This window comes from Polyangium jinanense (genome assembly GCF_028435365.1).
The window spans coordinates 135503-157657 of sequence record NZ_JAGTJJ010000024.1; the positions used below are offsets into that span (position 1 = coordinate 135503).

Annotated in this window: 17 protein-coding genes; 6 read left to right on the forward strand and 11 right to left on the reverse strand. The window is 69.6% G+C overall.

All coding sequences use genetic code 11. The annotated features are described in order from the left end of the window. A complete protein-coding gene (locus KEG57_RS30950) occupies window positions 1-813 on the forward strand; it encodes an SDR family oxidoreductase (protein ID WP_272425837.1) in 813 nt (270 codons plus the stop codon). Here KEG57_RS30950 and KEG57_RS30955 read toward each other — a convergent pair. Both KEG57_RS30955 and KEG57_RS30960 read right to left on the reverse strand, forming a co-directional pair. Continuing rightward, entirely contained in the window at window positions 797-1696 is a 900-nt protein-coding gene (locus KEG57_RS30955; protein WP_272425838.1) for a hypothetical protein, read from the reverse strand. The two genes, KEG57_RS30950 and KEG57_RS30955, sit on opposite strands and share 17 nt — an antisense overlap. Then, window positions 1672-2817: a GNAT family N-acetyltransferase gene (locus tag KEG57_RS30960; protein WP_272425839.1), complete on the reverse strand. Its 1146-nt coding sequence runs from the start codon at window positions 2815-2817 to the stop codon at window positions 1672-1674. Before KEG57_RS30960 ends, KEG57_RS30955 begins: the two co-directional genes overlap by 25 nt. Before the next feature lie 352 nt (window positions 2818-3169). On the opposite strand from KEG57_RS30960, the gene KEG57_RS30965 reads away from it, so the two are divergent. After that, on the forward strand, window positions 3170-3619 hold the full coding sequence (locus KEG57_RS30965; protein WP_272425840.1) for a hypothetical protein: 450 nt from the start codon (window positions 3170-3172) through the stop codon (window positions 3617-3619). On the opposite strand, the gene KEG57_RS30970 is transcribed toward KEG57_RS30965, so the two are convergent. The 3 genes from KEG57_RS30970 to KEG57_RS30980 form a co-directional block, all read right to left on the reverse strand. Beyond that, entirely contained in the window at window positions 3616-3873 is a 258-nt protein-coding gene (locus KEG57_RS30970) for a hypothetical protein (RefSeq protein ID WP_272425841.1), read from the reverse strand. The genes KEG57_RS30965 and KEG57_RS30970 overlap by 4 nt on opposite strands. A gap of 77 nt (window positions 3874-3950) precedes the next feature. Then, complete coding sequence (locus tag KEG57_RS30975; protein WP_272425842.1) at window positions 3951-5573, reverse strand: radical SAM protein; 1623 nt, start codon at window positions 5571-5573, stop codon at window positions 3951-3953. 97 nt (window positions 5574-5670) lie between these two features. Then, window positions 5671-6123: a PA2169 family four-helix-bundle protein gene (locus KEG57_RS30980; RefSeq protein WP_272425843.1), complete on the reverse strand. Its 453-nt coding sequence runs from the start codon at window positions 6121-6123 to the stop codon at window positions 5671-5673. 242 nt (window positions 6124-6365) lie between these two features. On the opposite strand from KEG57_RS30980, the gene KEG57_RS30985 reads away from it, so the two are divergent. Both KEG57_RS30985 and KEG57_RS30990 read left to right on the forward strand, forming a co-directional pair. After that, on the forward strand, window positions 6366-7538 hold the full coding sequence (locus tag KEG57_RS30985) for a hypothetical protein (protein WP_272425844.1): 1173 nt from the start codon (window positions 6366-6368) through the stop codon (window positions 7536-7538). A 22-nt stretch (window positions 7539-7560) separates the two neighbouring features. Continuing rightward, window positions 7561-8307, forward strand: a complete 747-nt coding sequence (locus KEG57_RS30990; protein ID WP_272425845.1) for a ferritin-like domain-containing protein — start codon at window positions 7561-7563, stop codon at window positions 8305-8307. Window positions 8308-8320: 13 nt separating this feature from the next. Here the strand turns inward: KEG57_RS30990 and KEG57_RS30995 are convergent, their stop codons facing one another. The 5 genes from KEG57_RS30995 to KEG57_RS31015 all read right to left on the reverse strand — a co-directional run bounded on the left by KEG57_RS30995 (window position 8321) and on the right by KEG57_RS31015 (window position 13882). After that, entirely contained in the window at window positions 8321-9322 is a 1002-nt protein-coding gene (locus KEG57_RS30995) for a PEGA domain-containing protein (RefSeq protein WP_272425846.1), read from the reverse strand. A 10-nt stretch (window positions 9323-9332) separates the two neighbouring features. Continuing rightward, window positions 9333-10667 carry a serine/threonine-protein kinase gene (locus tag KEG57_RS31000; RefSeq protein WP_272425847.1) on the reverse strand — a complete coding sequence of 445 codons (1335 nt, stop codon included), beginning with the start codon at window positions 10665-10667 and terminating at the stop codon, window positions 9333-9335. Then, window positions 10664-11851 carry a hypothetical protein gene (locus KEG57_RS31005; RefSeq protein ID WP_272425848.1) on the reverse strand — a complete coding sequence of 396 codons (1188 nt, stop codon included), beginning with the start codon at window positions 11849-11851 and terminating at the stop codon, window positions 10664-10666. Before KEG57_RS31005 ends, KEG57_RS31000 begins: the two co-directional genes overlap by 4 nt. 51 nt (window positions 11852-11902) lie before the next feature. After that, the gene (locus KEG57_RS31010) at window positions 11903-13000 is read right to left on the reverse strand and encodes a tetratricopeptide repeat protein (RefSeq protein ID WP_272425849.1); all 1098 of its coding nucleotides are present in this window, start codon (window positions 12998-13000) and stop codon (window positions 11903-11905) included. Between the two features lie 66 nt (window positions 13001-13066). Further along, window positions 13067-13882 (reverse strand): STAS domain-containing protein, encoded by an 816-nt coding sequence (locus tag KEG57_RS31015; RefSeq protein WP_272425850.1) that lies wholly within the window; start codon window positions 13880-13882, stop codon window positions 13067-13069. A gap of 196 nt (window positions 13883-14078) precedes the next feature. Here KEG57_RS31015 and KEG57_RS31020 point away from each other — a divergent pair, with 196 nt between their 5' ends. Beyond that, window positions 14079-16040, forward strand: a complete 1962-nt coding sequence (locus tag KEG57_RS31020; RefSeq protein ID WP_272425851.1) for a serine/threonine-protein kinase — start codon at window positions 14079-14081, stop codon at window positions 16038-16040. A gap of 262 nt (window positions 16041-16302) precedes the next feature. Here KEG57_RS31020 and KEG57_RS31025 read toward each other — a convergent pair whose 3' ends face one another. Further along, window positions 16303-19041: an RCC1 domain-containing protein gene (locus KEG57_RS31025; RefSeq protein WP_272425852.1), complete on the reverse strand. Its 2739-nt coding sequence runs from the start codon at window positions 19039-19041 to the stop codon at window positions 16303-16305. A gap of 356 nt (window positions 19042-19397) precedes the next feature. On the opposite strand from KEG57_RS31025, the gene KEG57_RS31030 reads away from it, so the two are divergent. Then, window positions 19398-22142, forward strand: a complete 2745-nt coding sequence (locus tag KEG57_RS31030) for an ATP-binding protein (protein ID WP_372518224.1) — start codon at window positions 19398-19400, stop codon at window positions 22140-22142. Window positions 22143-22155: the final 13 nt, after the last annotated feature.

Sequence of the window (22155 nt, forward strand, 5' to 3'; positions counted from 1 at the left end):
ATGGCCGTCCTGGTCTTGACCGGCGCCGCGAGTGGGATCGGCGCGCACATGACGGGGGTTTTTGCGCGTCGCGGGGACACGGTCATCGCGACGGACGTGAACCTCGCCGCCCTGGAGAAACGCGCGGCGGAGGGCGCGTGGGGGACGAACGTTCGTCTCGTCAAACTGGACGTGCGCGAGGCCGCGGATTGGGAAGCGGCGCTCGATCGGGCCGAGCACGAGGGCTCTGGGCTCGACGTCGTCATGAACATCGCGGGCGTGCTCAAGCCCGGCTGGGTCCCGGATCTCGCGGCCGCCGACGTGGATTTCCACCTCGACGTGAACGTGAAAGGCACGGTGCTCGGCACGCGCGCGGCCGCGGCGCGGATGATCGCGCGGGGACGGGGCGGGCACATCGTGAACATCGGCTCGCTCGCGTCGCTCGCGCCCGTGCCGGGGCTCTCCCTTTATGCGGCGTCGAAATTCGCCGTGCGGGGATTCACGCTCGCCGCCGCGATGGAGCTCGCCCGCCACGCCATCGCCGTGACGCTCGTCATGCCCGACGCCGTGCAGACGCCGATGCTCGATTTGCAGGTCGATCACGAGGAGGCCGCGATGACCTTCTCCGGCCCGCGCCCGCTCACCGTCGAGGACGTCGAGCACGCGCTCGTGAACGAGGTGTTACCGAAGCGCCCGCTCGAAATCACCTTGCCGCTCGGCCGAGGCATTCTGGCGCGCACGGCGAACACGGCGCCGGCCGCTTCGCGCTGGCTCGAGCCGCTCCTCACGAAAAAGGGACGAAAGGCCCAGGAACGAATCAAGCAGGGGCGCTAGTCCAGCCCGGCACCTTCGCCCGCGGCGCCCGCTCCGCGCGCCAGAGGTCCCGGGCGAGCCAGGCGAGCACGCGTGGATTGTGCCGCACTTCCGTGAAATGGTACGGCAATCGGCCCTCGCCGAACGGCACGTACACGCGCACCGGTACGCCGAACGTGCGCGCCTCCCGCAATGCCGGCCCGAACGGCAAGCCGAGCAGCAATTCGAGCTCGCACGGCGTCCCGTTCGAGACGAGCCGCTGGAGCGCCTGTCGCACGAGCGGCGCGTCGTGCGAGGCCACCCCCACGTGCCGCGCCCTGCCCGCGAGCGCGTCGATCACCGCGAGAAAACCTGCCCGCGGATCGAGCTCGGGCGCCGCCGGATCCGGCACCTGCCCTTTCACCACGCGCACGGGCACGTTCCGCCGGATCGCCCAGGCCGCGTCCCGCACGCTCCGCGAAAAACGTCCGGGCAAGGTGAATCCGATCGTCGTCCCCCCGCCCATGACGCTCTCCGCGAGCGCCCGCGTCTTCTCCACGGCCTCGGGCCGCTGCGCGTCGAAATGCACCCGCGCGGACGAGAGCGTTGCGCGCGTCACGATCTCCCTGACGAGATCCCGCGAAAACCCGAGCGCGGGGGCCTTGATCGCGAGGTAATGGTCTCCGTCCGCCTCCGCGAAGGACTCGAGTGTGGCGAGCGCGCGGTTCGCCACGATCCGCGGGGACGTGTTCTCGCCGTTCCAGAAACAAACGACGACGCCCATGCCCGCGTCCCAGAATTGCCGGCTGAGCGTGAGGGCGTCGGTGATCCGCGGCCCGGCGACGTAGGCGCGTCCGGCGCGCTTCGCGATCGGCTCCCATGCCGCGAGCGCGGCCTGCTTCAGACCTCGGATCGTGTCATCCATCGAAATTGCCTCCTCAATGTCCGGAGCACGCGCGCGGCAGCCTGGCTCGACAGCGCGGACGCGCTCGCGAGGCTCACCGGATACGCACCGAGCGAAACCGTGGCGCGCTCCTCGTTCGTCCAGGGCTTGATCCACGGCGCGACGCCGCCGAGAAATTCGTACGTCGAGAGCCCCTGCTCGGCCGCGCGGCGCAGGCTCTCGCGGAGGAGCAGAATGCCCGGCGAGGCCTGTCGAAACGCCTCGTCATAGCCGATCTTGAGCAGCCAGTAGCGTCCGGCGTGCTCGACCGCGAGCTGCATCGCCGCGGCGAGGCCGCCGATACGAAGGAACGCGACGCGCAGGATCCCGCGGCGCGCGGCGGCGAGGGCGTACGTCCGGAAAAACGTGCCGATGACCAGATCGGACGACATTGCCGTGCCCTCGCGGCCCTTCCAGCAGGCGGCTTCGACACGGAAAGCCTCGTCGAGCACGCCTTCCGCTTCCTCGGGCGCGGGCGAGAGGAACGAATACGAGAGCTTGCCCTGGCGCTCGGCGTGCCGCTCGGCGCGGCGCAGATCCTGGCGCCGACGGGGCGAGAGGTGGCGCTCGGGCTCGCTCCACGAGGTATCGAGCGGGACGAATGGGCAAGGCTTCGCGGGCCCGACGCGGACGACGCCGCGGCGGCGGTAGGCCTCGCGCAGGGCCGGAATCGTGGGTGAGGTCGCGAGCACGCGCGGCAGGTGCACCGGATGCCGGTCGCGGGCGAGCGCCTGGCAAAGCGCCCGGAGCGACCCGGGGCCGCCGCGGGACAGATCGACGGGCTCGCCGAGCTCGATCGCCCCGGCGGGCAGGAGCGAAGGCGAAAGGCCCCCGTGATGGACGAGCGCCGCAATCGAGGGGGATTCGAGCGGCGACGTCGCGACGAGGACCCGCAATCGATCCCCCGCGCCGCTCGCCGAGAGCCAGCTCTCCGTCCAGAGGCTTTGCTGCATCGGGGTGTCCTGCAGCGCATCGAGCGCGGCCCAGGTCTCTCCTATCTGTGACAGCGCCGAAGCCCCGGCGAGTCGCTGGGTGGAGAGCGCCGCGCGGCGCATTTCGTCCGCGCTCGTGGAAGGCTTCGGCCGCAGCTCGAGCTCTTGCATTCCGTTTCCCCCCGCGGCTCCAGTGCCGTCCTCGGAGCTTGGTCCGCCCCCCCGGACCCCGCCACCTCACATGGCCCGTGAAAACCCATGCAAAGCGCGCCCGGAATGGCGGGTATCCGCGTCGAGCGCTCCCTTCGGATAACGAGGTTTTTCCCTGTGCCGGCGGGATCGCGCCCGGGGCATTCGTGGTCCTCGCGCGCACTCTCCAGGTTCTTCGGCCACTCCTTTGCATACGAGATCCAGCGCGCGCGCTCCGGGCATTTCTTTCCCACCCGGCCACGCGCCCTCGGCATAACGCCGCGCACCTACCCTACCCGCGCGGCCCGACCCATTCGAAAAGGAGTCCACCCCCGTGAACACGATGCTTCGGAGCACGCTGTGGCTCCTCCTCGCCCCGCTCGCGCTCGTCACAACGGACGCCGTGGCCGGAGAGGAGGCCAGCGTCGAGGTCGTCGGAGAGCCCGTCGCCCGGTGCACGGGCGAAAACGCGGTCGTCTCGCTCCGCCTGCGCAACAAGAGCGGCGAGACCGTGACAGCGCGTGCGAGCGCCGCGGTGATCGTCGCGTGCAGGGCCGAGGACAGCGAAGGAAAGGCGGACGAAAAGCGTGGCGATACTCTCGAAGTCGAGGAGCGAATCCCCGACAACGGAGGCAGATCCGTCACCTACACGCTCGTGCTGGAGGGGCGGAAGGGCTGCAACGCGGAGGAGCGCGTGGCCGCGATCGATTACGAGTCGGTGAAGCTCGAAATCGCCGGAGAAGTCACGGCCTTGCGCATGGAAGGGTGCAAGGGCTCCCGTTAATCGGTCGGCTCCATGGGCGGCCCGCTGATCTCCTCGGTCGGGGGCACCCACGTCTCGGGGTTCGGGCCGTCCTCCAGCGTGGTCCCCTCGGAATACGTCGGGCCGCCGGGATACGACCCCGCGCCGCCCTCGTCTCCCAAAGGCCCGCGCGAAACCGGCTCGCCGCCCCGCACGCCGGGCACGCTCTCTTGCGTCCGAGGCTGCCCGGCCCCGGCGTCACCCCGATCAAAAGGCCAGGGTTGCTCCTTCGCCATGATGCCCTCCAGGGCTTCCCCATGGGGCCGGCGCGGACGAAACGAAAGCCGTCCGCCCCATAGGAACGTCAAGCCCGTTACGGAGGCGCGGCCCGCGGACCCGAGCCGCCGGGCGAGAGCGCGCCCAGCACGGCCCGGAGCCCCTCGATGACCTCGGCCGAGGGCTGCCCCTCCCCGACCCGATACCCGCCCACGGGTTTACCGTTCGTTTCACCCAGCCAAACCCAGGCGCGCTCCCCCGACGGCGCCTCGAACCCGAGCTCGGCGCGCCGCCCTTCCGACAAGACGCGCACGTCCTTCCACGCGAGGGCGCCGAACGGCGCGCGCCGCCGCAAGAGCTGCGTCCGCGCTGCCACGGATCGCACGAGCGGCAGCGCCGCGTCCTCCCCGATCGGATGCACGAACGTGACGTGCCCGGACAACCTCTCTCCGATCGCGAGGATGCCCGCCCGCGACGCCGCCCGATCCGCCGGCGCGGCGACGATCCCCACGGAAAACCAGTCTGTTGCCGCGATCCCCTCGCCTTCCGACCGTGGCCTCAGCGTGACCACGAGGCTCTCCTCGCCTTCGAGCCGCACCTCGACCGCCCGCTCGCCGAGCTCCGTGAGGGTGACGCGGGAAAACGGATTTGGCGGGACGAACCCGGCGAACGCCTGCGCGACGAGCGCCCGCGCGTGCACCGAAAAGAGTTTTCGACTGGGATCGGCCTCGACGAGGCGCTCGGGCGTCACGGGGACGAACTCCTCGTCGCCGTACATCTCCCGGTACGTTTCGAAAACGCCATTGCAACGCGCGTCGAAGACGCACGTCGCGCAGCCCGCGGGCTTCGACTTGTCCCGCCGCTTGACGAGGTATTTGTCCCAGGGCTTGCTGAGCGTCTTCTCGCCGTCGACGGCGATCGTCATCGTCTTTTCGCCGTCGTGATGAATGAACGGCGCGAGGTGCGGCGCGACGCAATACGGGAGGTTTCCGATGTTGACGTCGAACCCCTCGGGGAAGCCCGAAACCATACGTTCCAGCGGGCCGACGAGGCTCCGGTAACGCGGGATCATCGCCGCGAACTCCGCCTCCGTGCGCACGCCCGCGTCGAGCGGCCGCACCATGTCGAGGTGGAGCTGCGAGACCCCGAGTGGCAGGAGCAGATCCGGGAACGCGTCCACGGATTCGTGGTTCGACTGGACGACACACATGTTCACGGTGAGCCGCTGCCCCCGCGCCCGCACGTGATGCATCGACTGCACAATGCGGGCGAACGACCCATCTTTGCGCGTCGTGCGCTCGTGCGCCTCCTCGGTCGCGCCCTGGATCGAGAAGCGGAACGTGAAATTCCCGCCGGTCGCGAGGATCTCGTCCACGAACGCGGCGCGAGCGGTCTTCACGCCGTTCGTGAAGATCACGATCTCCTCGAAGCCGAGCGCGACGCTCTCGCGCACCACGTCGAGGAACGCAGGCTGCAGCGTGGGCTCGCCGCCGAGCAGCGTGATCTTCCTGTGCCCGGCCGCGCGCGCGGCCCGGATCTGCTCGAGGATCGGCGCGAGCGGGAGCGGCCTCGCGCGGCCAAGCGCCGTCTCCTGGCCGCTGACGCAGAACACGCAACGGTTGTTGCACATATGGCCGAGTTGTATTTCGATCAACGCTCGGGGCTCCGGATCGCCTTCGGCGCCCTGCGCCCCGAACCCCCGCTGCGTCTTCGGCTCCATCGGCCGGGAGATCATACAACAAAACGACACCCCGCCACACACGCGACGTGCAGGCGGGGCCATGAGGGTCGTCCTTGGACGACGGAGAGCTGCTTCTCTAAGCCGCCTTCCTCTCCCAGACCCGCATGTTGAGCTGATCCTTGATCCATGCGAGGTGACGCTGCTCGTCCGAGAAGTTCCTCTCGAGGAGCGAGCGCACCTCCGTCGGCAGGTCGGCCACGTTGAGCGCCGCCTCGTAAGTGCGGTTCGTCAGCTCCTCATTCCCCCGCATCGCGAGCAGCGCGCTGTGATCGCCCTGGGCCGTGATGGCCGTGAAGCCCTCGATCAGGAACCCGGCCCAGGACGTCTCCACTTCGGGCTCGCCGCCGCAGGCCCGTACCTGCTGCGAGAGATCCCGAATGTGCTGCTGATGGTCTTTCTGGAACCGGTCCAGGTTGCTCCGGATGTCCTCCATCGTGCAGGCGTCGATCGCCTGCTTGTACGCATGCACCGCGTCCACGTCGAGCTTGATCAGTTTGTTCAGCTTATCAACCACTTCGCGGTTATCCATGGAAAACTGCCTCCTCGGGGCCCTTCCAGGCTCGGCATGTCCATGGGGGACGAATGTGCGCGACGTCGAGCCCCGTCGCGGGAACCTTTCGCCCGCAACGTGCAGAGTCTGCTCGCCGGACAAACCCATTCGGTCCCGGACGAAACCTCGCAAGCTTCTTGCAAGCGAGGGGGATCGGACGGCGACCCTGCGGCGCCCGATCCGTGAGCCCATCGCGGAGGAACCGAACGGGGAGGATTATCGTGGCACTCGACCTCACGAAGGAAAAAGGCGTGGCCCTCGACGCCCAGGAAGATTTCACCTGGCGCGACATGGTGCGCGAGCCGATCAGCAAGCTGAACGACGACGCGTTCACGCGCCTGCGTATCATCCTCATGAATGGCATCGAGATGGAGGCGAACCGCTTCCAGCACATGTTCGCCCGCATGAACCACCCGATGCGCGCCGAGCTCGCGAAGGTGCGGCGCATCGAGACGCACCAGCAGGTGCTCGTGAACTGGCTCCTGCCGGCGGATCAATCGCCGCTCGAGACCACGATCGCCTACGAGCAGGTCGCCATCGAGGTGACCGCGAGCCTCGCGCTGCTCGAGCCCGATCCGTACATCGCGCAGGTGCTCCGCTTCGGGCTCCTCGAAGATTTCGATCACCTGTATCGATACTCGGCGCTCATGGACCGCATGGAGGGCAAGGACGCGAACGCCATTCTGCAATCGTACACCGACGTCATGCCGGGCCGGCCCACGGTGGTCGAGCACCGGCATCCGCTCGACGATCTGCGCGAGCACTACGATCGCACCACGGCCTCGCCGATCACGAAACTCGTGTCGTTGACGATCATGTCGGGCGAGCAGCAGACGCAGAACTACTACCAGAACATCGGGCCGCTCTTCGCAGACCCGGCGGCGCGCCTGCTCTACGCGGAGATCGCGCACATCGAGGAGCAACACGTCACGCAATACGAGGCGATCATCGACCCACACGAGACGTGGATGGAGAAATGGCTCCTGCACGAGTGTACGGAGGTCTGGAACTACCTCGCGTGCATGGAACAGGAGTCGAATGCGCGGCTCAAGGCCATCTGGGAGCGCATGGTGGCCTACGAGCTCGGCCACCTGAACCACGTGATGGATCTCTTCCGGCGCGTGGAAAATCGCGATCCGTTCGAGATCATCCCGACGAGCCTGCCGGAGCGCATCAAGTACATGAGCCACCGCGATTACGTGCGGCAGGTGTTGAAGAACGAGGTGCACCTGCGCAGCGTGGGGACCCAGTTCGTCCCGGTGGCAGAGGTGCCTCCGGATGCGCCCTCGATCGCCTACAACCGGCAGATCAATTCTGATGGTTCGCCCAGCCAAACCGTGGCGGCGGGCTACGTCTACACCCCCGGAAGCGAGCTCGTGAAGCAGGCGGCCTGAAAAGAGCTCAAAGGAGGAAACGATGAAAGAGCCGACCGACATGGGGATGAATCGGACGGGGATCGGGACGAGCCCGATCGATTCGAAGGAGCTCATCGAGGCCGCCGAGGCCACGGTGCCGAGCAGCGAGGGCGACGCGTCGGGGATCGCGAGCCTGCGGATCTCGTACACCAGCGAGTCCGGCATCGTGGGCACGATGCCGCCGCCGTCGAGCGTGAAGGGCGCGGTGAAATCGGTGCTCGAAGGCCTCACGGCCAAGAACCCGGCCGTGTTCCTGGACAAACTCGCCGAGCGCCTGCAATTCGAGCGGACCGGGACACGCATGTACCAGAGCGTGCTCGCGAAGTTCGACGCGCTCGGGAGCTACGACGGCGGGCCGACGCGCGAGACGCTCCTCGAGTTCCACGACGAAGAGCTCAGGCACTTCCACGTGCTCCGGAGCGCCCTCGAGAGCATGGGCGCGGATCCGACGGCGCTCACGCCCTCGGCGGACATCGCGGCGGTGGAGGCGTCGGGCCTCTTGCAGGTCCTCAATGATCCGCGCACGACGCTGCCGCAGACATTGCACGCGATCCTCGTGGCCGAGCTCGCCGACAGCGAGGGCTGGGACATGCTGATCGAGCTCGCGACGAGCCTGGGGCACGAGGCGATGGCGGACGATTTCCGCGACGCGATGCGCGCCGAGGAAAAACACCTCGCGCACGTGCGGCAATGGGTCGCGAACCACGCGATGCAGGACGCGGAAGGGAAGTTGCAACAGGCAGCCTGATCAAGAACGCCGATCAGAACGGGAGCGGGGGCGTCGTCACGAAAAAGGCCGGCGAGAGCTGGCCCGGAGGGATGTCCCCCCGCCCCGGATCTTTTTCGGTCGTGAGGGCATACGCCGCGCCGCCGGCCGCGCCGCCCGCGACGACCACGCCGATCGTGGTCCAGAACCACCAGCGCGCGTAAATGGGCGGCGGGCGCTGGAGGACGAGCGCGACCGTGCGCTCGCCGCCGGCCGTCACGATGACGCTGGTCTCGTAATCGACGTATTCGGGGTGCCTCGATGCGACCTTGTGCGTCCCCGGCTCGACGAGCGTCTCGAGCGGCGCTTGCCCCGCGTTCTTGCCGTCGACGAGGACCGTGACCCCGGTCTTCGGCGCGGTCACGAGGAGCTTGCCGACCCTGGCCTTGCTCTGGAGCTGGGCATCGAGGACGTACGCACCGGCACCCGGCAAATCGACGCGCGTGCGATAAGGGAAATACCCCTCGGCCTCGACGAGGACGTCGGCCGGACCGGCCTTGAGCACGAGGGGTTTGTCGAGGGGCGACATTCCCGCGACGACGTCGCGCACGAGGATCCGCGCCCCGTCGACGTTCACCTTCACGGTGAGCCGCGACAGACGTTTTTCGATGTTCGCGATGCGATCGTTCAGCCCCGGCACCTTGGCGAGGAGCTCGGCGGGCGCCTGCGCGCGGAATACCGTGAGTTTTTCGAGCGCCTCGGGCAGCCGGTCGAGCGCTTCGAGGGCCCGGCCCATGTTGTACAAAAGCGCCGGCTCCGGGTTCAGCGCGTACGCCTCGGTATAGGCCGCGAGCGCGTCGAGCGGCCGGAGCTTGTCCATGGCCTTGTCGCCCTCGGCCTTGCGCTCCTTGGCGCGCGCCACGAGCGCGGGATCCTGCCCGGCAGGCGCCTGCGGGGCTGCTTGCGGCGCGTCGGCGCGGGCAGACGGGGCGATCGTCGTGATTAGCGCGACGAGGAGGACGTGGGAAAGGCCAGCACGAAGGCGATTTCGGCTCATGGCGCGATCTTTAGAGGTGGGTCGGATCCTCCGCCGGGGGCGGGGGCGGCTTGGGAGGCGTCGGCTTCGGCGTGGGCGCGGCCGTGGCCGTCGCGGTGACCGGCGGCGAGGCGGGCGTCGGCGCTTGTTTCGGCGACAGCCCCACGGCGACGGGCGCGGTCGGGGGCGCGGTCGCCGTCTCGATCGCGGCCGCAGGCGTGGCGGCGGGCGTCGGCGTCATCGTCGGCGAGGGCGCGGGCGTCGCCGCGGGTGGGAGCGTCGTCGCGGTCGTCACGGCCGTATCCACGGCCGGCTCCGCGGGCTTTTTCGTCTGCGAGGCCAGCACGAACAGAAAAACCCCCACGACCACCGCTGCAATGCCCGCCGACACGATCATCAATCGCCGGGTCGACATCGGCTCGCGGGGGGCGGCGAGCTGCGGCGTCTTCGCATTGAGCAACGTCTGCGGCGCGGCGCCGGCCGGGCCAAACGGCATGAGCGCGGCCATGAACGTATCGATGTCGGGCCACCTTTCGTCGGCGCGCTTTTCGAGCGCCTTCATGACCACGTCCGCGAGCTTCTGCGGCAGATCCGGCCGGACCTCACGCAAAGGCCTGGGATCGTCCGCGATGATCGCCGCGAGCGCGGCCGTCGCGCTCACCTCGTCGAAGGGCCCGCGGCCGCCGAGCAATTCGTAGAGGACCACGCCGAGCGACCAGATGTCCGCCCGCCCGTCGACGTTTTTTGCGGACCGCACCTGCTCCGGCGACATGTATTGCGGCGTGCCGAACGCCGCCGTCGTGGCCGTCTGCGCGGCGTTGTCCCGTTTGTCGAGGACCTTGGAAATGCCGAAATCGAGCACCTTGACGATGCGCCGCTGCCCCTCCTGGCACAGGAACAGATTGCCCGGCTTGATGTCGCGATGCACGACGCCCATGCGATGCGCCTGCGAAAGCGCCTCGCACGCCGCGAGGACGTAACCGACGGCCTCCGGATACGGCAGCGGGCCGCGGATCGCGAGCTCCTGACCGAGATCCCAGCCCTGAAGCAGCTCCATCACCATCATGGGGCTGCCGTCCGGGAGGTTGTCGACGTCGTAGACGCGCACCACGTGCGGCCCCTGGATCCGGGCCGCCGCGCGCGCCTCGCGCTCGAATCGCGCCGTCACGTCGGGCAGCACGCGCGCGTCGGGGCGCAAGAGCTTGATGGCCACGGCCTGCTCGGTGCGCTGGTGCCGCGCTTGCAGGACGATCCCCATGCCGCCCTGACCGAGGACGGACTCGACGACGTACTTGCCGGCGAGCACCGTGCCCGGCGCGGGCGCGCCATCGGGGGAGGCCGGATCCCGGGGAGCGGGCTCGGTCACGGGCGCAGCATACGCGTGAGCGCGTCCTGTGTGAAGAGGCGAACGCGGCGGAGGGTCGTGGTCTTGGGCTCGGGTGGGGGCGCGACCGGCTCGATGACCTCGCAGTTCTTGATCCCGCCCTGTCCCGCGACGCCGCCGTCGGGGCAGTTTTCCTTCGGGCCGCCGACGCCGCCTGCGCCGCCGCCGCCGCCGGCACCGCCGCCGCCGGTCCCCCAGAAGCCTCCACCGCCGCCCATCCCACCGGCGCCGGTCGTGGAACCGGCAGCGCCACCACCTCCGCCAACTCCAGACGTGCTGCTGCTCGACGAGCTGCTGGAAGAGCTGCTGCTGCTCGACGAGCTGCTGCTCGACGTACCACCGCCCGTGCCCGGAGGGCCAGCGTCCACCTCCACGGGTCCGCCGAGGCCGCCGCTTCCGCCGTTCCCGATGCTTCCGCCGAAGCCACCGCTTCCGCCGTTCCCGATGCTTCCGCCGAGGCCGCCGCTTCCGCCGAGGCCGCCGCTTCCGCCGTTCCCGATGCTTCCGCCGAGGCCGCCGCTCCCGCCGCTGCCGGGGCCCACGCCGCCCGTGCCGCCGTTTCCGCCCGGTCCCACGGGACCCCCGCCGCCGACGCCGCCGGCGCCGCCCTGGCCCTCGCCCACGTCACACGCGGACGTGTTCTTCGCGCATTCGTCGCCGGAGATCTCCGAATCGACGCAGCCAAACTTGGCGACGCACGTCGAATCCGGATCACACGGCTTGCCGATGCACTCGTTCCACATGAAAATCGGCAGATCGAGCGGCGTGCTCGGGATGAACCGGAGCCTGCGCCGCGCGATGATGCAGCGATCCTTCGTCGCCTGCGTCGCGTTCGGATCGAGGCAGTCGATGCCGCTCACGCCCACGCCCGTTGCGACCTTGATGGCGAGCAGCTCGTCTTTCGCGCTCTTCGGAATGAGCACAAGCGATCCGATACGATCGCCGATGCACGTGAGCGCCTCGGTGCCCGGCGGCGGGTTCGCCTCGAGCGACTGGTAGTCGTTGGCCACCGCGATCGCCGTGCTGGACACCTGGCCGCAGGGCACGTCGGTCTTGATCTCGATCGTGACCTGCGTGGGCTCGAGACACCCCGCGAACGCCGCCGCGACCGAAACCGAGAGGGCCGCCAAGATCGCACGACGGCGCTTCCCCTTCCCCTTGCGCATGGCGCGATTGGACATCCGCGCCCAGAACGCGTCAAGGGGCCGCGCGCACGTTCAGAGCTGCCCGAGCTCCGGAAACTCGCGCCGCAAGTCCTGCTCCAGCGCGCCCGAAGGCGCGAGCTTGCGCACACGATCGAATGCCCCGCGCCCATCCTCGCGCCGCCCGGCCGTGAGGTAGACCCGGACGAGCCACGCCGCGATGACCGCATTGTCGGGCAGCGCGAGCCCCGCGCGCTCGAGCCGCTCCGCCGCGGCGCCATAATCGCCGGCCTGGTACAAGCTGAGCCCCGACGCGAGCAGGAGCAGCGGATCGCCCTCTTCGAGCGCCTCGGCCCGGCCCACGAGCGCGAGCGCCTCGTCCTGCTTGCCCGCCGCGCGCGCCGCCCGGATCGCATTCGTGTAAAGCGGTTCGTACCGCGGAAACAGCTCGATCCCGCGCCGCAGCACGGAAAGCGCCTCCTCGTACCGCCCCGCGCGGTTCAGAAGGACGCCGAGGTTGTTGTGGATCTCCGCCACGTTCGGCCGGCGCGAGAGCCAGAACCGCATCGACGCCTCCGCCTCGTCGAGCCGCCCGGCCTGCATCGCGTCGACCGCGAGGTTGTTCTGGTAAAGCGCGAGGGCCGTGCCGTCGTCGATGCTGTTGTAGAGCGAAAGCGTCCAGTCGGGCGCTTCCTTGGCGAAATCCATCACGATCGCCATCGGCCCGCTGCCATAGCCGACGGCCACGTGCGACGAGAGGAAAAACGAGCCGTTTTTCTCGTAATGCCCCTCCACCTTCCGCACGTACACGAAATACACCGGCACGCCGAGGTGCCGCGCGAGCGCCGCGAAGAGGTGCGTATACGAGACGCAATCGCCCTGCCGCGCCCGGAACCCCGCGCGCGCCGTGAGCGATTGGCTCGGCGCATACCGGAACGCAAGGTCGTCCCGCAGGTATCGCGAGAGCCGCCGCAGCCGCTCCTCCGGCGTGCCCATGCGTCCCACCACCCGCTCGACGTCCGCCTTCATCTCCGCGTCGATCACGAGCGGATCCTCGACGCCGAACCCCTCGGCATGCGCCTCGCGGACGAGATCCTCGACGGTCACCGCCGGCCCCTTCGGCGGGCGCGGCGCGGGCCTGCACCCCGCGGCCCCGAGAAGGCACGCTCCCACCAGGATCATCCGTCGCCCCCACGCCCCGCGCACCGCCGCTCCTCCCTCCGCGCGCCCTCGCCCTCGTCAACGCCCCTGGGACCGCCCGAGCAGACCCAGCGCCCAGTGTAACCCATCTTCGAGCCGCGCGAGCGTCACGAGCCCGCCCAGATCGACCCCGCCCGCCACCATCGTCCGCGCCAGGTTCGGCCGCACCCCCACGAGCGCCGGCGTGGCCCCGAGGAGCCGCACCGCAGAAGCCGTCCGCACGAGGTGTGGCGCTACCACCTCGTCCACGACCGGCAGCCCCGTCACGTCGAGCAGCACCACCTTCGCCCCGTGCTCGGAGACGGCCGCGAGCAAGACCTCCAGGATGCACTCGGCCCGCGCGCCGTCGATCCGGCCGACGAGCGGCAAGAGGAGGACGCCACGCGCAAGCGGCAGGACCCGCGCGGAGAGCTCGAAGATCTCCTCGGCCTGCGCCTGCGTGATCGCCTCGCGCGCCTCGAGGAACGCGTCCGCGAGCGCGGCCGCGCCGGCATAACTGAAGCGACTCCGCGCCATCTCCCAGAAGAGGCGCGCTTCGGGGTCGTCACGAAATCGCTCGGCGAAGCGCTCCGTGAGCACCTCGAAGCCCACCTCGAACCCGCGAAGCATGTCCGAGATCTTCGCTCCCTGCGCGCTCCGCTGCGCCCCGACGGCGCCCAGGAGCGCGGTCAGCGTCCTGGGCGTGCCGGCCTCGAGATCCTCCAAGACGGCCTCGAACACGCGGGTGACCGAGACGCACAAGAGCTCGCGAGATAAGCGACTGTAAAACGGGTTCCTTTCAGCGAGGGCGCGATCACACGCCTCCGCCACGTACGCGTCGAGCCCTTCCCGGAATGCGTCGATGACCCGCTGCATGCACGCTCCTCGCGTGCACAGTGGTAACAGGATCTTCCTTCCCGAAAATGCCTTTCCATGCCTGGACGCGTCATGACGCGTATCCAGCACCGGCGAGCCGCCTCACGGCGCCCTCGGCTCCGACCGAGGACACGAAAATGAGGGACGCGCCGCCCAGCGCTTGACCGCTTTTGCGGTTTCAGCTTGCTTTGAATCCATGAAGCGCCATCGGACCTCCGAGCCCGATCTCTTCGACGACTCCGTGGAGGAGCCGACGAAGGCCGCGGAGGAAGAGGGGCGCACCTCGATCCCTCCGCCCGCGCGGATCTTCTCCGTGCCCCCGCCGGTCGATGCCGCCGAAGGCGAGACCTTCGGCATCGAGCCGCTCGATCGTTACGTGGAGAAACGAAAGCTCGGGCACGGCGCGATGGGCGAGGTCGCGCTCTGCAAAGACACGCGCATCGGCCGCGACGTGGCGCGCAAGGTGATCCTGCCGATCTACCAGTCCGATCCGCAGGTCCGCGCCCGTTTCCTGCGCGAAGCCCGGGTGCAAGGGCAGCTCGAGCACCCCTCGATCGTCCCGGTCTACGACCTCGGCGTCGACATCGAGGGATCGACTTACTTCACGATGAAATGCCTGCGGGGCCTGACGCTCGCGCAGATCGTGAAGGGTCTGCGCAAGAAAGACCCGGCCATCGTGGAGGCCTACAGCCGTCCCAAGCTGCTCCGCGCGTTCTCCGCCGCCTGCCTCGCCGTCGACTTCGCCCATTCCCGCGGCGTGCTCCACCGGGACCTCAAACCGTCGAACGTGATGCTCGGCGATTTCGGCGAGGTCTACGTGCTCGACTGGGGCCTCGCGAAGCTGCGCAAGGACACGTCCGAGGCCGCGCTTTCGCTCGACGACTCCTCGGACGACGTGAAGACGGCCGCCGGCAAGATCCTCGGCACGTTCGGGTACATGTCGCCCGAGCAGGCGATGGGCAAGGTGAGCGCGCTCGACGCGCGCAGCGACGTCTACTCGCTCGGCGCGATCCTGTTCGAGATCCTGACGCTCGAGCCTTTGCACACGAAGGACACCTGGAACGCGATGATGCTCGCGACGCTCCAGGGCGCCGACGCGCGCGCCTCGAGCCGCGTCCCGACGCTCGACCTGCCCCCGGAGCTCGACGCCATCTGCGTCAAAGCCACCGCGCTCGACCCGGATGCCCGGTACGCCTCGGCCCGCGATCTGCACGACGTGATCGAGCGGTTCCTCGCCGGCGACACGGACGTCTCGGTGCGCCGCGACATGTCGAGCCGTCACGCCCGCATCGCCGAGGCCGCCGCCCGGCGTGCCGACCGTCCCGGCCCGGAGGCCGCGGAAGCCCGGCGCGAGGCGATGCAGGAGGTCGGTCGCGCCCTCGCGCTCGACCCGACGAACCGCGAGGCCCTGCGCCTCCTCGCCCGGATCATCACCACGCCATCGAGCGACATCCTGCCCGAGGCGCGGGCCGAGGTGCGGGCGCGGGGCTTTGGCCGGCTGCGGCTCGCGCTGCGGGACGGCGTGCGCTTCGACGTGGCGAGCCTCTTGCTCTTGATTCCGCTCGCCTTCTGGATGGGCGTGCGGAGCACGGCGCACCTGCTCGCGATCGTGGGCCTTTCGGCGATCTCGTCGGCGCTGAAGCTCCTCGCGGCGCAGTCCGAGGAGGTGCGCCGGCTCTACGTCTTCAGTTACGGCGCGTTCCTGTTCAACATCCTCGCGCTCGGCTTCGTGGCGCGCGCGTTCGGCCCGCTGTTCTTCGTGCCGATGGTGCTGCTCATCTTCACGTTCTCGTTCTCGATGACGCACTCGGGCCGGTTCCGCGCGGCGGTCATCGTGACGGGCGTATGCGGGATGCTCGTGCCGCTCGGCCTCGAGCTCCTCGGGGTCATCGAGCGCTCGTACGCGTTCCAGAACGGGAACATGGTGGTCCTGCCACAAGGCGTGTCGCTGCCCGAGCTGCCGACGCTGGTGTCGCTCACGGTCGGGAACGTGTTCCTGATCGTGGCCCCGAGTGTGATCATGGGCCGCGTGCAGCTCGCGCTGCGGGAAGCCGAGATGCGCTCGGCGATGCAGGCGTGGCACCTGCGTCAGCTCCTGCCGGAGGAGGCGCGATCGGCGACGCCGCCGCCTCCGGCGGTGTCGAAGCTCGGGAGCTGAGCGGTACAAGGCGAACGGGGGGCGGTGCGGGCCCCCGGGGCTCGAGGAGGTCCGCGCGCCGGAACGCCGAGAGGCGGAGGTCATGCACGGGGGGGTCGAGGGCCCGATGACGGGCGCGTGCGCCCAGCGCCGGGGCTGTCGGAGGGCGATGCACGACGTAGTGCGCTCAGCGCAGGCGCCCTTCGGGGGCTCGGGTCGGGGGAGGTCGCGCGGAGGCGGGGGTCGGGGTGGATTTGTCGCGCGCCGATCGCCGGCGCGCCGGTCAGTGAATCGGCGTCGGAAGGTACCGGGTCGCGTTGGTGCCGTCCCCGAGCTGCCCGTAATCGTTGAGGCCCCACCCGAGGACGCGGCCGTCGGCCGTCTCCGCAAGGGTGTAGTAATGCCCCATGCTCACGATACCGGGCAGGCCGCCCGCGGGAAGGCCCTGGACGGCCGTAGGCGCCGGCCTGTCGGTGGTGGTCCCGTCTCCGAGCCCGCCCCAGCCGTTGTAGCCCCAGCAGAGCGTCTTTTTCGCCTGGGTCAGGGCGCAGGTGTGGGCCCCGCCGGCCGCGATGGCCACGACACCCGTGCTCAGGCCGACCACGGGCACGTACGTCGGGAACTGGTCACCGGCCGTCCCGGTGCCGACCTGCCCATGGCCGTTGTACCCCCAGCAGTTGACCGCGCCCGCATTCGTGCGCGCGCAGGTGTGGAGCCCACCCGCCGTGATGCCGGCGACGCCGCTCAATCCGAGGACGTCGACGGGCGTGTAACGGGTCGTCGTGCTGTTGTCACCGACCTCGCCGTGGCTGTTGTATCCCCAGCACTTCACCGTACCCGCGGTGGTGAGGGCGCACGCGTGCACGCCCGTGCCATCCTGATTGCCGGTCGCCCGGCTGACGGCGATTGCCTTGACGCCGGCGTCGAGGCCCGAGACGATCCCGGGGACGATGGCATTGCTGTTGGTCCCGTTCCCGAGCTGGCCATAGGCATTGTAGCCCCAGCACGCGACCGCCCCCGCGCTGGTCAGCACGCACGTGAACAGGAGCCCGGACTGGATGTCGACGATGTCCGTGAGGTCCTGGACGTCGACGGGGGTGAGGCTGTTCAGATTCGTGTTGTTTCCGAGCTCGCCGTTGCCGTTGTACCCCCAGCACTGCACCTTGCCATTGGCGAGCGCCGCGCAGGTGCTGAGCGACCCCACCGATACCTTGACCGCAGGTCCGCTCAGGTTGAGGACGGCGACCGGAGACATGCGGTTCGTCGCCGTGCCGTCCCCAAGCTGACCATAACTGTTGTACCCCCAGCACATGACGCCGCCGCTCTCGGTGATCCCGCAGGTATGGTGGGAGCCCGCCACGATGCTCTTCAGGGGGAGACAGGTGTTGCCGTTGTTGACCTTTGCGTATCCCGGCTGGCAGGTGAAGCCGCACGCGCCGAAGGTGCACGACGTGGCGCTCCCGTGGGGGGGCGGCTCGCAGCTATAGCCGCAGGCGCCGCAGTTGTTCGGATCGTTGTCGGTATACGTGCAGAAGGCGGACGAACCGACGCCGCACGTGTCGTAGCCCATCTGGCACGAATTCCCGCACGTCCCATTCGAGCAGACCTCGCCCTGCGGGCACGCGTGGCCGCAGCTCCCGCAGTTCTGCGGATCGACCGACACGTCGATGCAAAGCGTGGTTGCGCCCACGGTGCAAGCGGACGAGCCCTCCGCGCAGGTCTTCGCGCAGAGGCCGCCCGTGCAGACGTCCCCCGCAGCGCAGGCAAAACCGCAGCTCCCGCAGTTCTTGGGGTCGTTGATGAGGTTCGTGCAGAGACCGCCGCACAACGTGCCGTTGATGCCATTGCAGGCCGGGGCGCAGACGCCTTGCGAGCAGGCCTCTCCCACCGGGCACGCTTGTCCGCAGGCGCCGCAGTTTTCCGGGTCGTTCTGGAGCTTTGCGCAGTACGCGCCTTCGCCGCTCCCGCAGGTCGTGTACCCTGCCCCGCACGTGGGGCCGCATTGCTCGCCGGAGCAGACCAGCTCGCCCGCGCAGACGTTGCCACAGGCGCCGCAGTTCTGCTCGTCGGCGTCCGTGTCGACGCAGAGACCATTGCAGCTCGTATCGAAGAACCCGCCGCAATGCGAGACGCAGCTCCCGTTCGAGCAGAGCTTTTCCGCGGGGCAGACGACGCCGCATGCGCCGCAGTTCTGCGGGTCGTCGTGCACGTCGGCGCAGTGAGCGGCCGCCCCCGATCCGCACGTGGCGTACTCGGGCGCGCAGGTCGCGGCGCACGTGCCTCCCGAGCAGACCTGGCCGGCGGGGCACGCGTGGCCGCAACCGCCGCAATTGAGGTTGTCGGAGGCCGTGTCCACGCAGCTTCCGTCGCAGAGGGTGGACGTCTTGCCGGTGCAGGTCGCCCCGCATTGCCCGCCGGAACAGACCTGGCCCGTGGGGCACACGAAGCCACAACCGCCGCAGTTCTGGGAATCGGTGCCGAGGTTCGCGCAGTATTGGTTTGCTCCGACGCTGCAGGTGGTTTGCCCCGGTCCGCAGCCTGCCGCGGCCGGCTGGCATGCGCCGCTTTCGCAGGAGCTCCCCGCCGGGCAGGCATTCCCGCACGTGCCGCAGTTCGCCGGATCGATCGAGGTATCTTTGCAGGCATCGCCGCACTGCGTGGTTCCGCCCAGACAGACGACACCGCAGGCGCTCATCGAGCAGAGCTCGCCGGCGGGGCACGCATTTCCGCATGCGCCGCAGTTCTTCGGGTCGAGCGCTGTGTCGACGCAGGTGCCGTCACAGTCGGTCGTGCCGCTGCCACATATCGAACCACCACTCGACGCCGAGCCGCCCGAGCCCGTGGGCATGTCGCCGCCTGCTCCCCCTGCTCCCGCCATCCCACCGCCTGATCCTACCGTCGTCGACGAGCTGCCGCCCGAGCCTGTCGACGTCGACGAATCGCTGTCACCGCATCCGAGCGCGGCGACTGCTGCGCTCAACAACACCACGGTCGTCACGCGACCACCCAAACCCAATATCATGACGTCTCCTTATCCTTCGGCAGAGCGGGGTCCATCGTTCCCATCGTCCACGATTGTGCCGGCGACCCTTCGTAGATCGAAGCGCCCGCGCCGAGGCATAAGATGTCGATAATATCTCGATAAAATGGCCCCTCGATTCCACCCCACGCACCTCCACGGTCTTGCCACCGGCCTCCTTGGAAGAACTGCGCATCGCGCAGTTCTTCCACCCCGAGTCCAGGGCTTGCCCTGGTTCGGGTCGAGGGGCGAATAGCCCCCGCGGGGTCCGGGGCAGCGCCCCGGCGCTACGTGCTCCCGCGCGTCGTCGACACCCCCCTGGTCGTCCCCTAAAGTCCCGGGCCACGATCGTGCGAAACGTGCCGCGCTCGTCTCCATCGCCGCGGACCAACGTCAAGGCTCGCTCGACGCGGTTCATTGGACGGGAGCTCGAGCTCTCGGCCCTCCGCGCGCGGCTCTCCACCGAGGCCCTGGTGAGCGTCCTTGGGGCTCCGGGCATGGGCAAGACCCGGCTCGCCCATGAGTACGCCCTCCGGCATGCCGAGGCTTATCCGGGGGGCGCTTGGATGTGTGACTTGACCTACGCTTCTGATGTCGATGGCATCTGTGGGGCGATTGGCGCGACGCTGGATGTCCCCCTCATGGCGGGGAGCGGCGCGGGCATGCTTGCGCAGCTTGCGGATGCGATTGCTGCGCGGGGCCGGGTCCTCGTCGTCCTCGACAACTTCGAGCACCTCGTTGCGCATGCGCAGGCGACGCTCCCGGTCTTGCGTGAGCGGGCGCCGGAGGCACGGTTTCTCGTCACCTCGCGGACGCGAACCGATGTCGAGGGCGAAGCGATCCTCGATCTTGGTCCGCTGCCTCTCCCGCGGGGGAGTGCGGATGTTGCAGACTCCGAGGCGGTCCGCCTCTTCGTGGATCGCGCGGGGCTCGTCGTGCACGACTATGCCCTCACGATGGACGAGGCGCCCCGCGCGGCGGCGCTCGTGCGCGAGCTCGATGGCTTGCCGCTGGCGCTCGAGCTTGCTGCTGCGCGGATGCGCGTCTTCTCCACGGCCACGCTGCTCGAACATCTGCGCCGCCGGTTCGACGTCCTCGTGCGAGGGGCTTCGAGTGGCGGGCCACGGCATGGCTCGCTCAGGGACGCGATCGACGCCTCGTGGAGGGCGCTCGACCCCTGGGAGCAGGCCGTGCTCGCGCACTGCGCCGTCTTTCGTGGCAGCTTCGATCTCGACGCGGCCGAGCGGGTCATCGACCTCGGCGAGGGCGCCCCTTGCGTGGCTGACGTGCTCCAGTCGCTCCGCGATCGATCCCTGCTTGTGCGCGAGACGCCGCGCGAGGGGCCCGGCGATGCGCGCTTCACGCTCTACCTCAGCATCCGCGACTATGCGTGGGACCGGCTGCGCGAGCGCGGCGCGGACGAGGCCGCCATCACGCGGCATGCGGCCTACTACGAAGCGGAGGCGTGCTTCTGGTCCGCGAAGGCCGACGGGCCCGAGGGCGCCCTTGCCCGGCGCTGGCTCCTGGCCGAGAAGGAGAACTTGCTCGCGGTGCACCACCGCGCGTTCGAGCGGATCGGGCCGGCGCGCGCCGAGGACGTGCGCACGGCGGCGCGTGTCGCGCTCGCGCTCCAGCCGGCGCTCACGGTGCATGGACCGCTCAGCTTGGCGGCGGCCCTGCACGACGCGGTCCTCGGCGCCTCGGGCGCGGCTGGGCTCGACGCGGACCTCCGCGCGCGGGCGCTCGCTGCGCGCGCCGAGGTGCACCGGCTCATGGGGGATTATGCGCGCGCCATCGCGGATGCGGACGAGGTGCGCTCCCTCGGGGCCCAGATCCGAGACCACGACGCGCTCGTGCGAGCGCTCTTCACGAAGACGCTCGTCCACCTCTTTCAAGGTCGCCTGCTCGAGGCGCATGCCGAGCTCGAGCGTGCACGCGGGCTGATCCACCCCGACGATCGCCGCCAAAAAGGGCGCATCCTGACCGTGCTTGGCGTGATCCGGGTCTTCGAGGGAGCGCAGGACGAGGCGCGGGAGTCGTTCCTCAAGGCGTTGCCCCTCCACCGCGAGGCGGGCGACATCCATTTCGAGGGAATGGCGGAGGGCAACCTCTGCATCACGCAGATCCATTTCGGGCGACTCGAGGAGGCGCGCGAGCATGGCGAGCGCGCGGTCGCCCTTCACCGCGCCCTCGGCAACCGGCGGAACCTGGCCAATTGCTTCAGCAGCCTCGCGTCGATCGCCGACGAGCTCGGCCGTCCCGACGAAGCGGCGACGTACTTCGAGCAATCGATCCGCATCGCGGGTGAGATCGGAGATCGCTACACGCTGGGCGTGGTGCTCGGGCACCAAGGAAGCCATCTCTTCATGGCGCAGCGACTCCGCGAGGCCCGCGAGAGCTGCAAGCGCGCGCTCGCCAGCCTGCGCGACCAGCACTCGATGGAGGTCGCGATCCACGCGTGGCTCGGCAGCGTCGAGGCGACGGCCGGGCGCGTCGACGCCGCGCGCGAGGCGTTCGCCGAGGCGGAGCGGCCGAGCTGGGCACGGGAGCGGCCCACGAATGCCGCGGTCATCCACTATCTACGCGGGCACCTCGATCTCGCGCTCGCCCGCGAAGCTGCGGCCGGCAGCGATCTCGTGGGCGCGGCAGAGCACGTCGCCTCCGCGGCGCGACGGCTCGCGGCGGCGCCCCTCGCTCCGCCGCGCCTCGAGGTCACCCGCGCGCGCCGCTCGCTCGAGCACGCGCTCCTCACCCATGGACGGGCTTCCGAGGACGCGGCGCTGCTCGTCCATCCCGAGGGCGAGTGGTTCCGCCTGCCCTCGGGGAGGCGTGTGGACTGCTCTCGCCGGCGCCTGCTCGGCCGCCTCCTCGTCGCCTTGACGGAGCAGCGCCTCGCGCGACCCGGCGCGCCGATGTCGGTGAAGGATCTCGTGGCCAGGGGATGGCCGAGCGAGCGGATCTTGTCCGGCGCGGCGGTCGCGCGCCTCCGGGTCGCGCTGAGCAGCTTGCGCAAGGAGGGGCTGGGCGCGCTCCTTTCGAGTCACCCCAAGGGATACTTGCTGGATCCGAAGACCCCCGCGCGCTTCGCCACGCACGGTGAATGACGCGCGCCTTCGC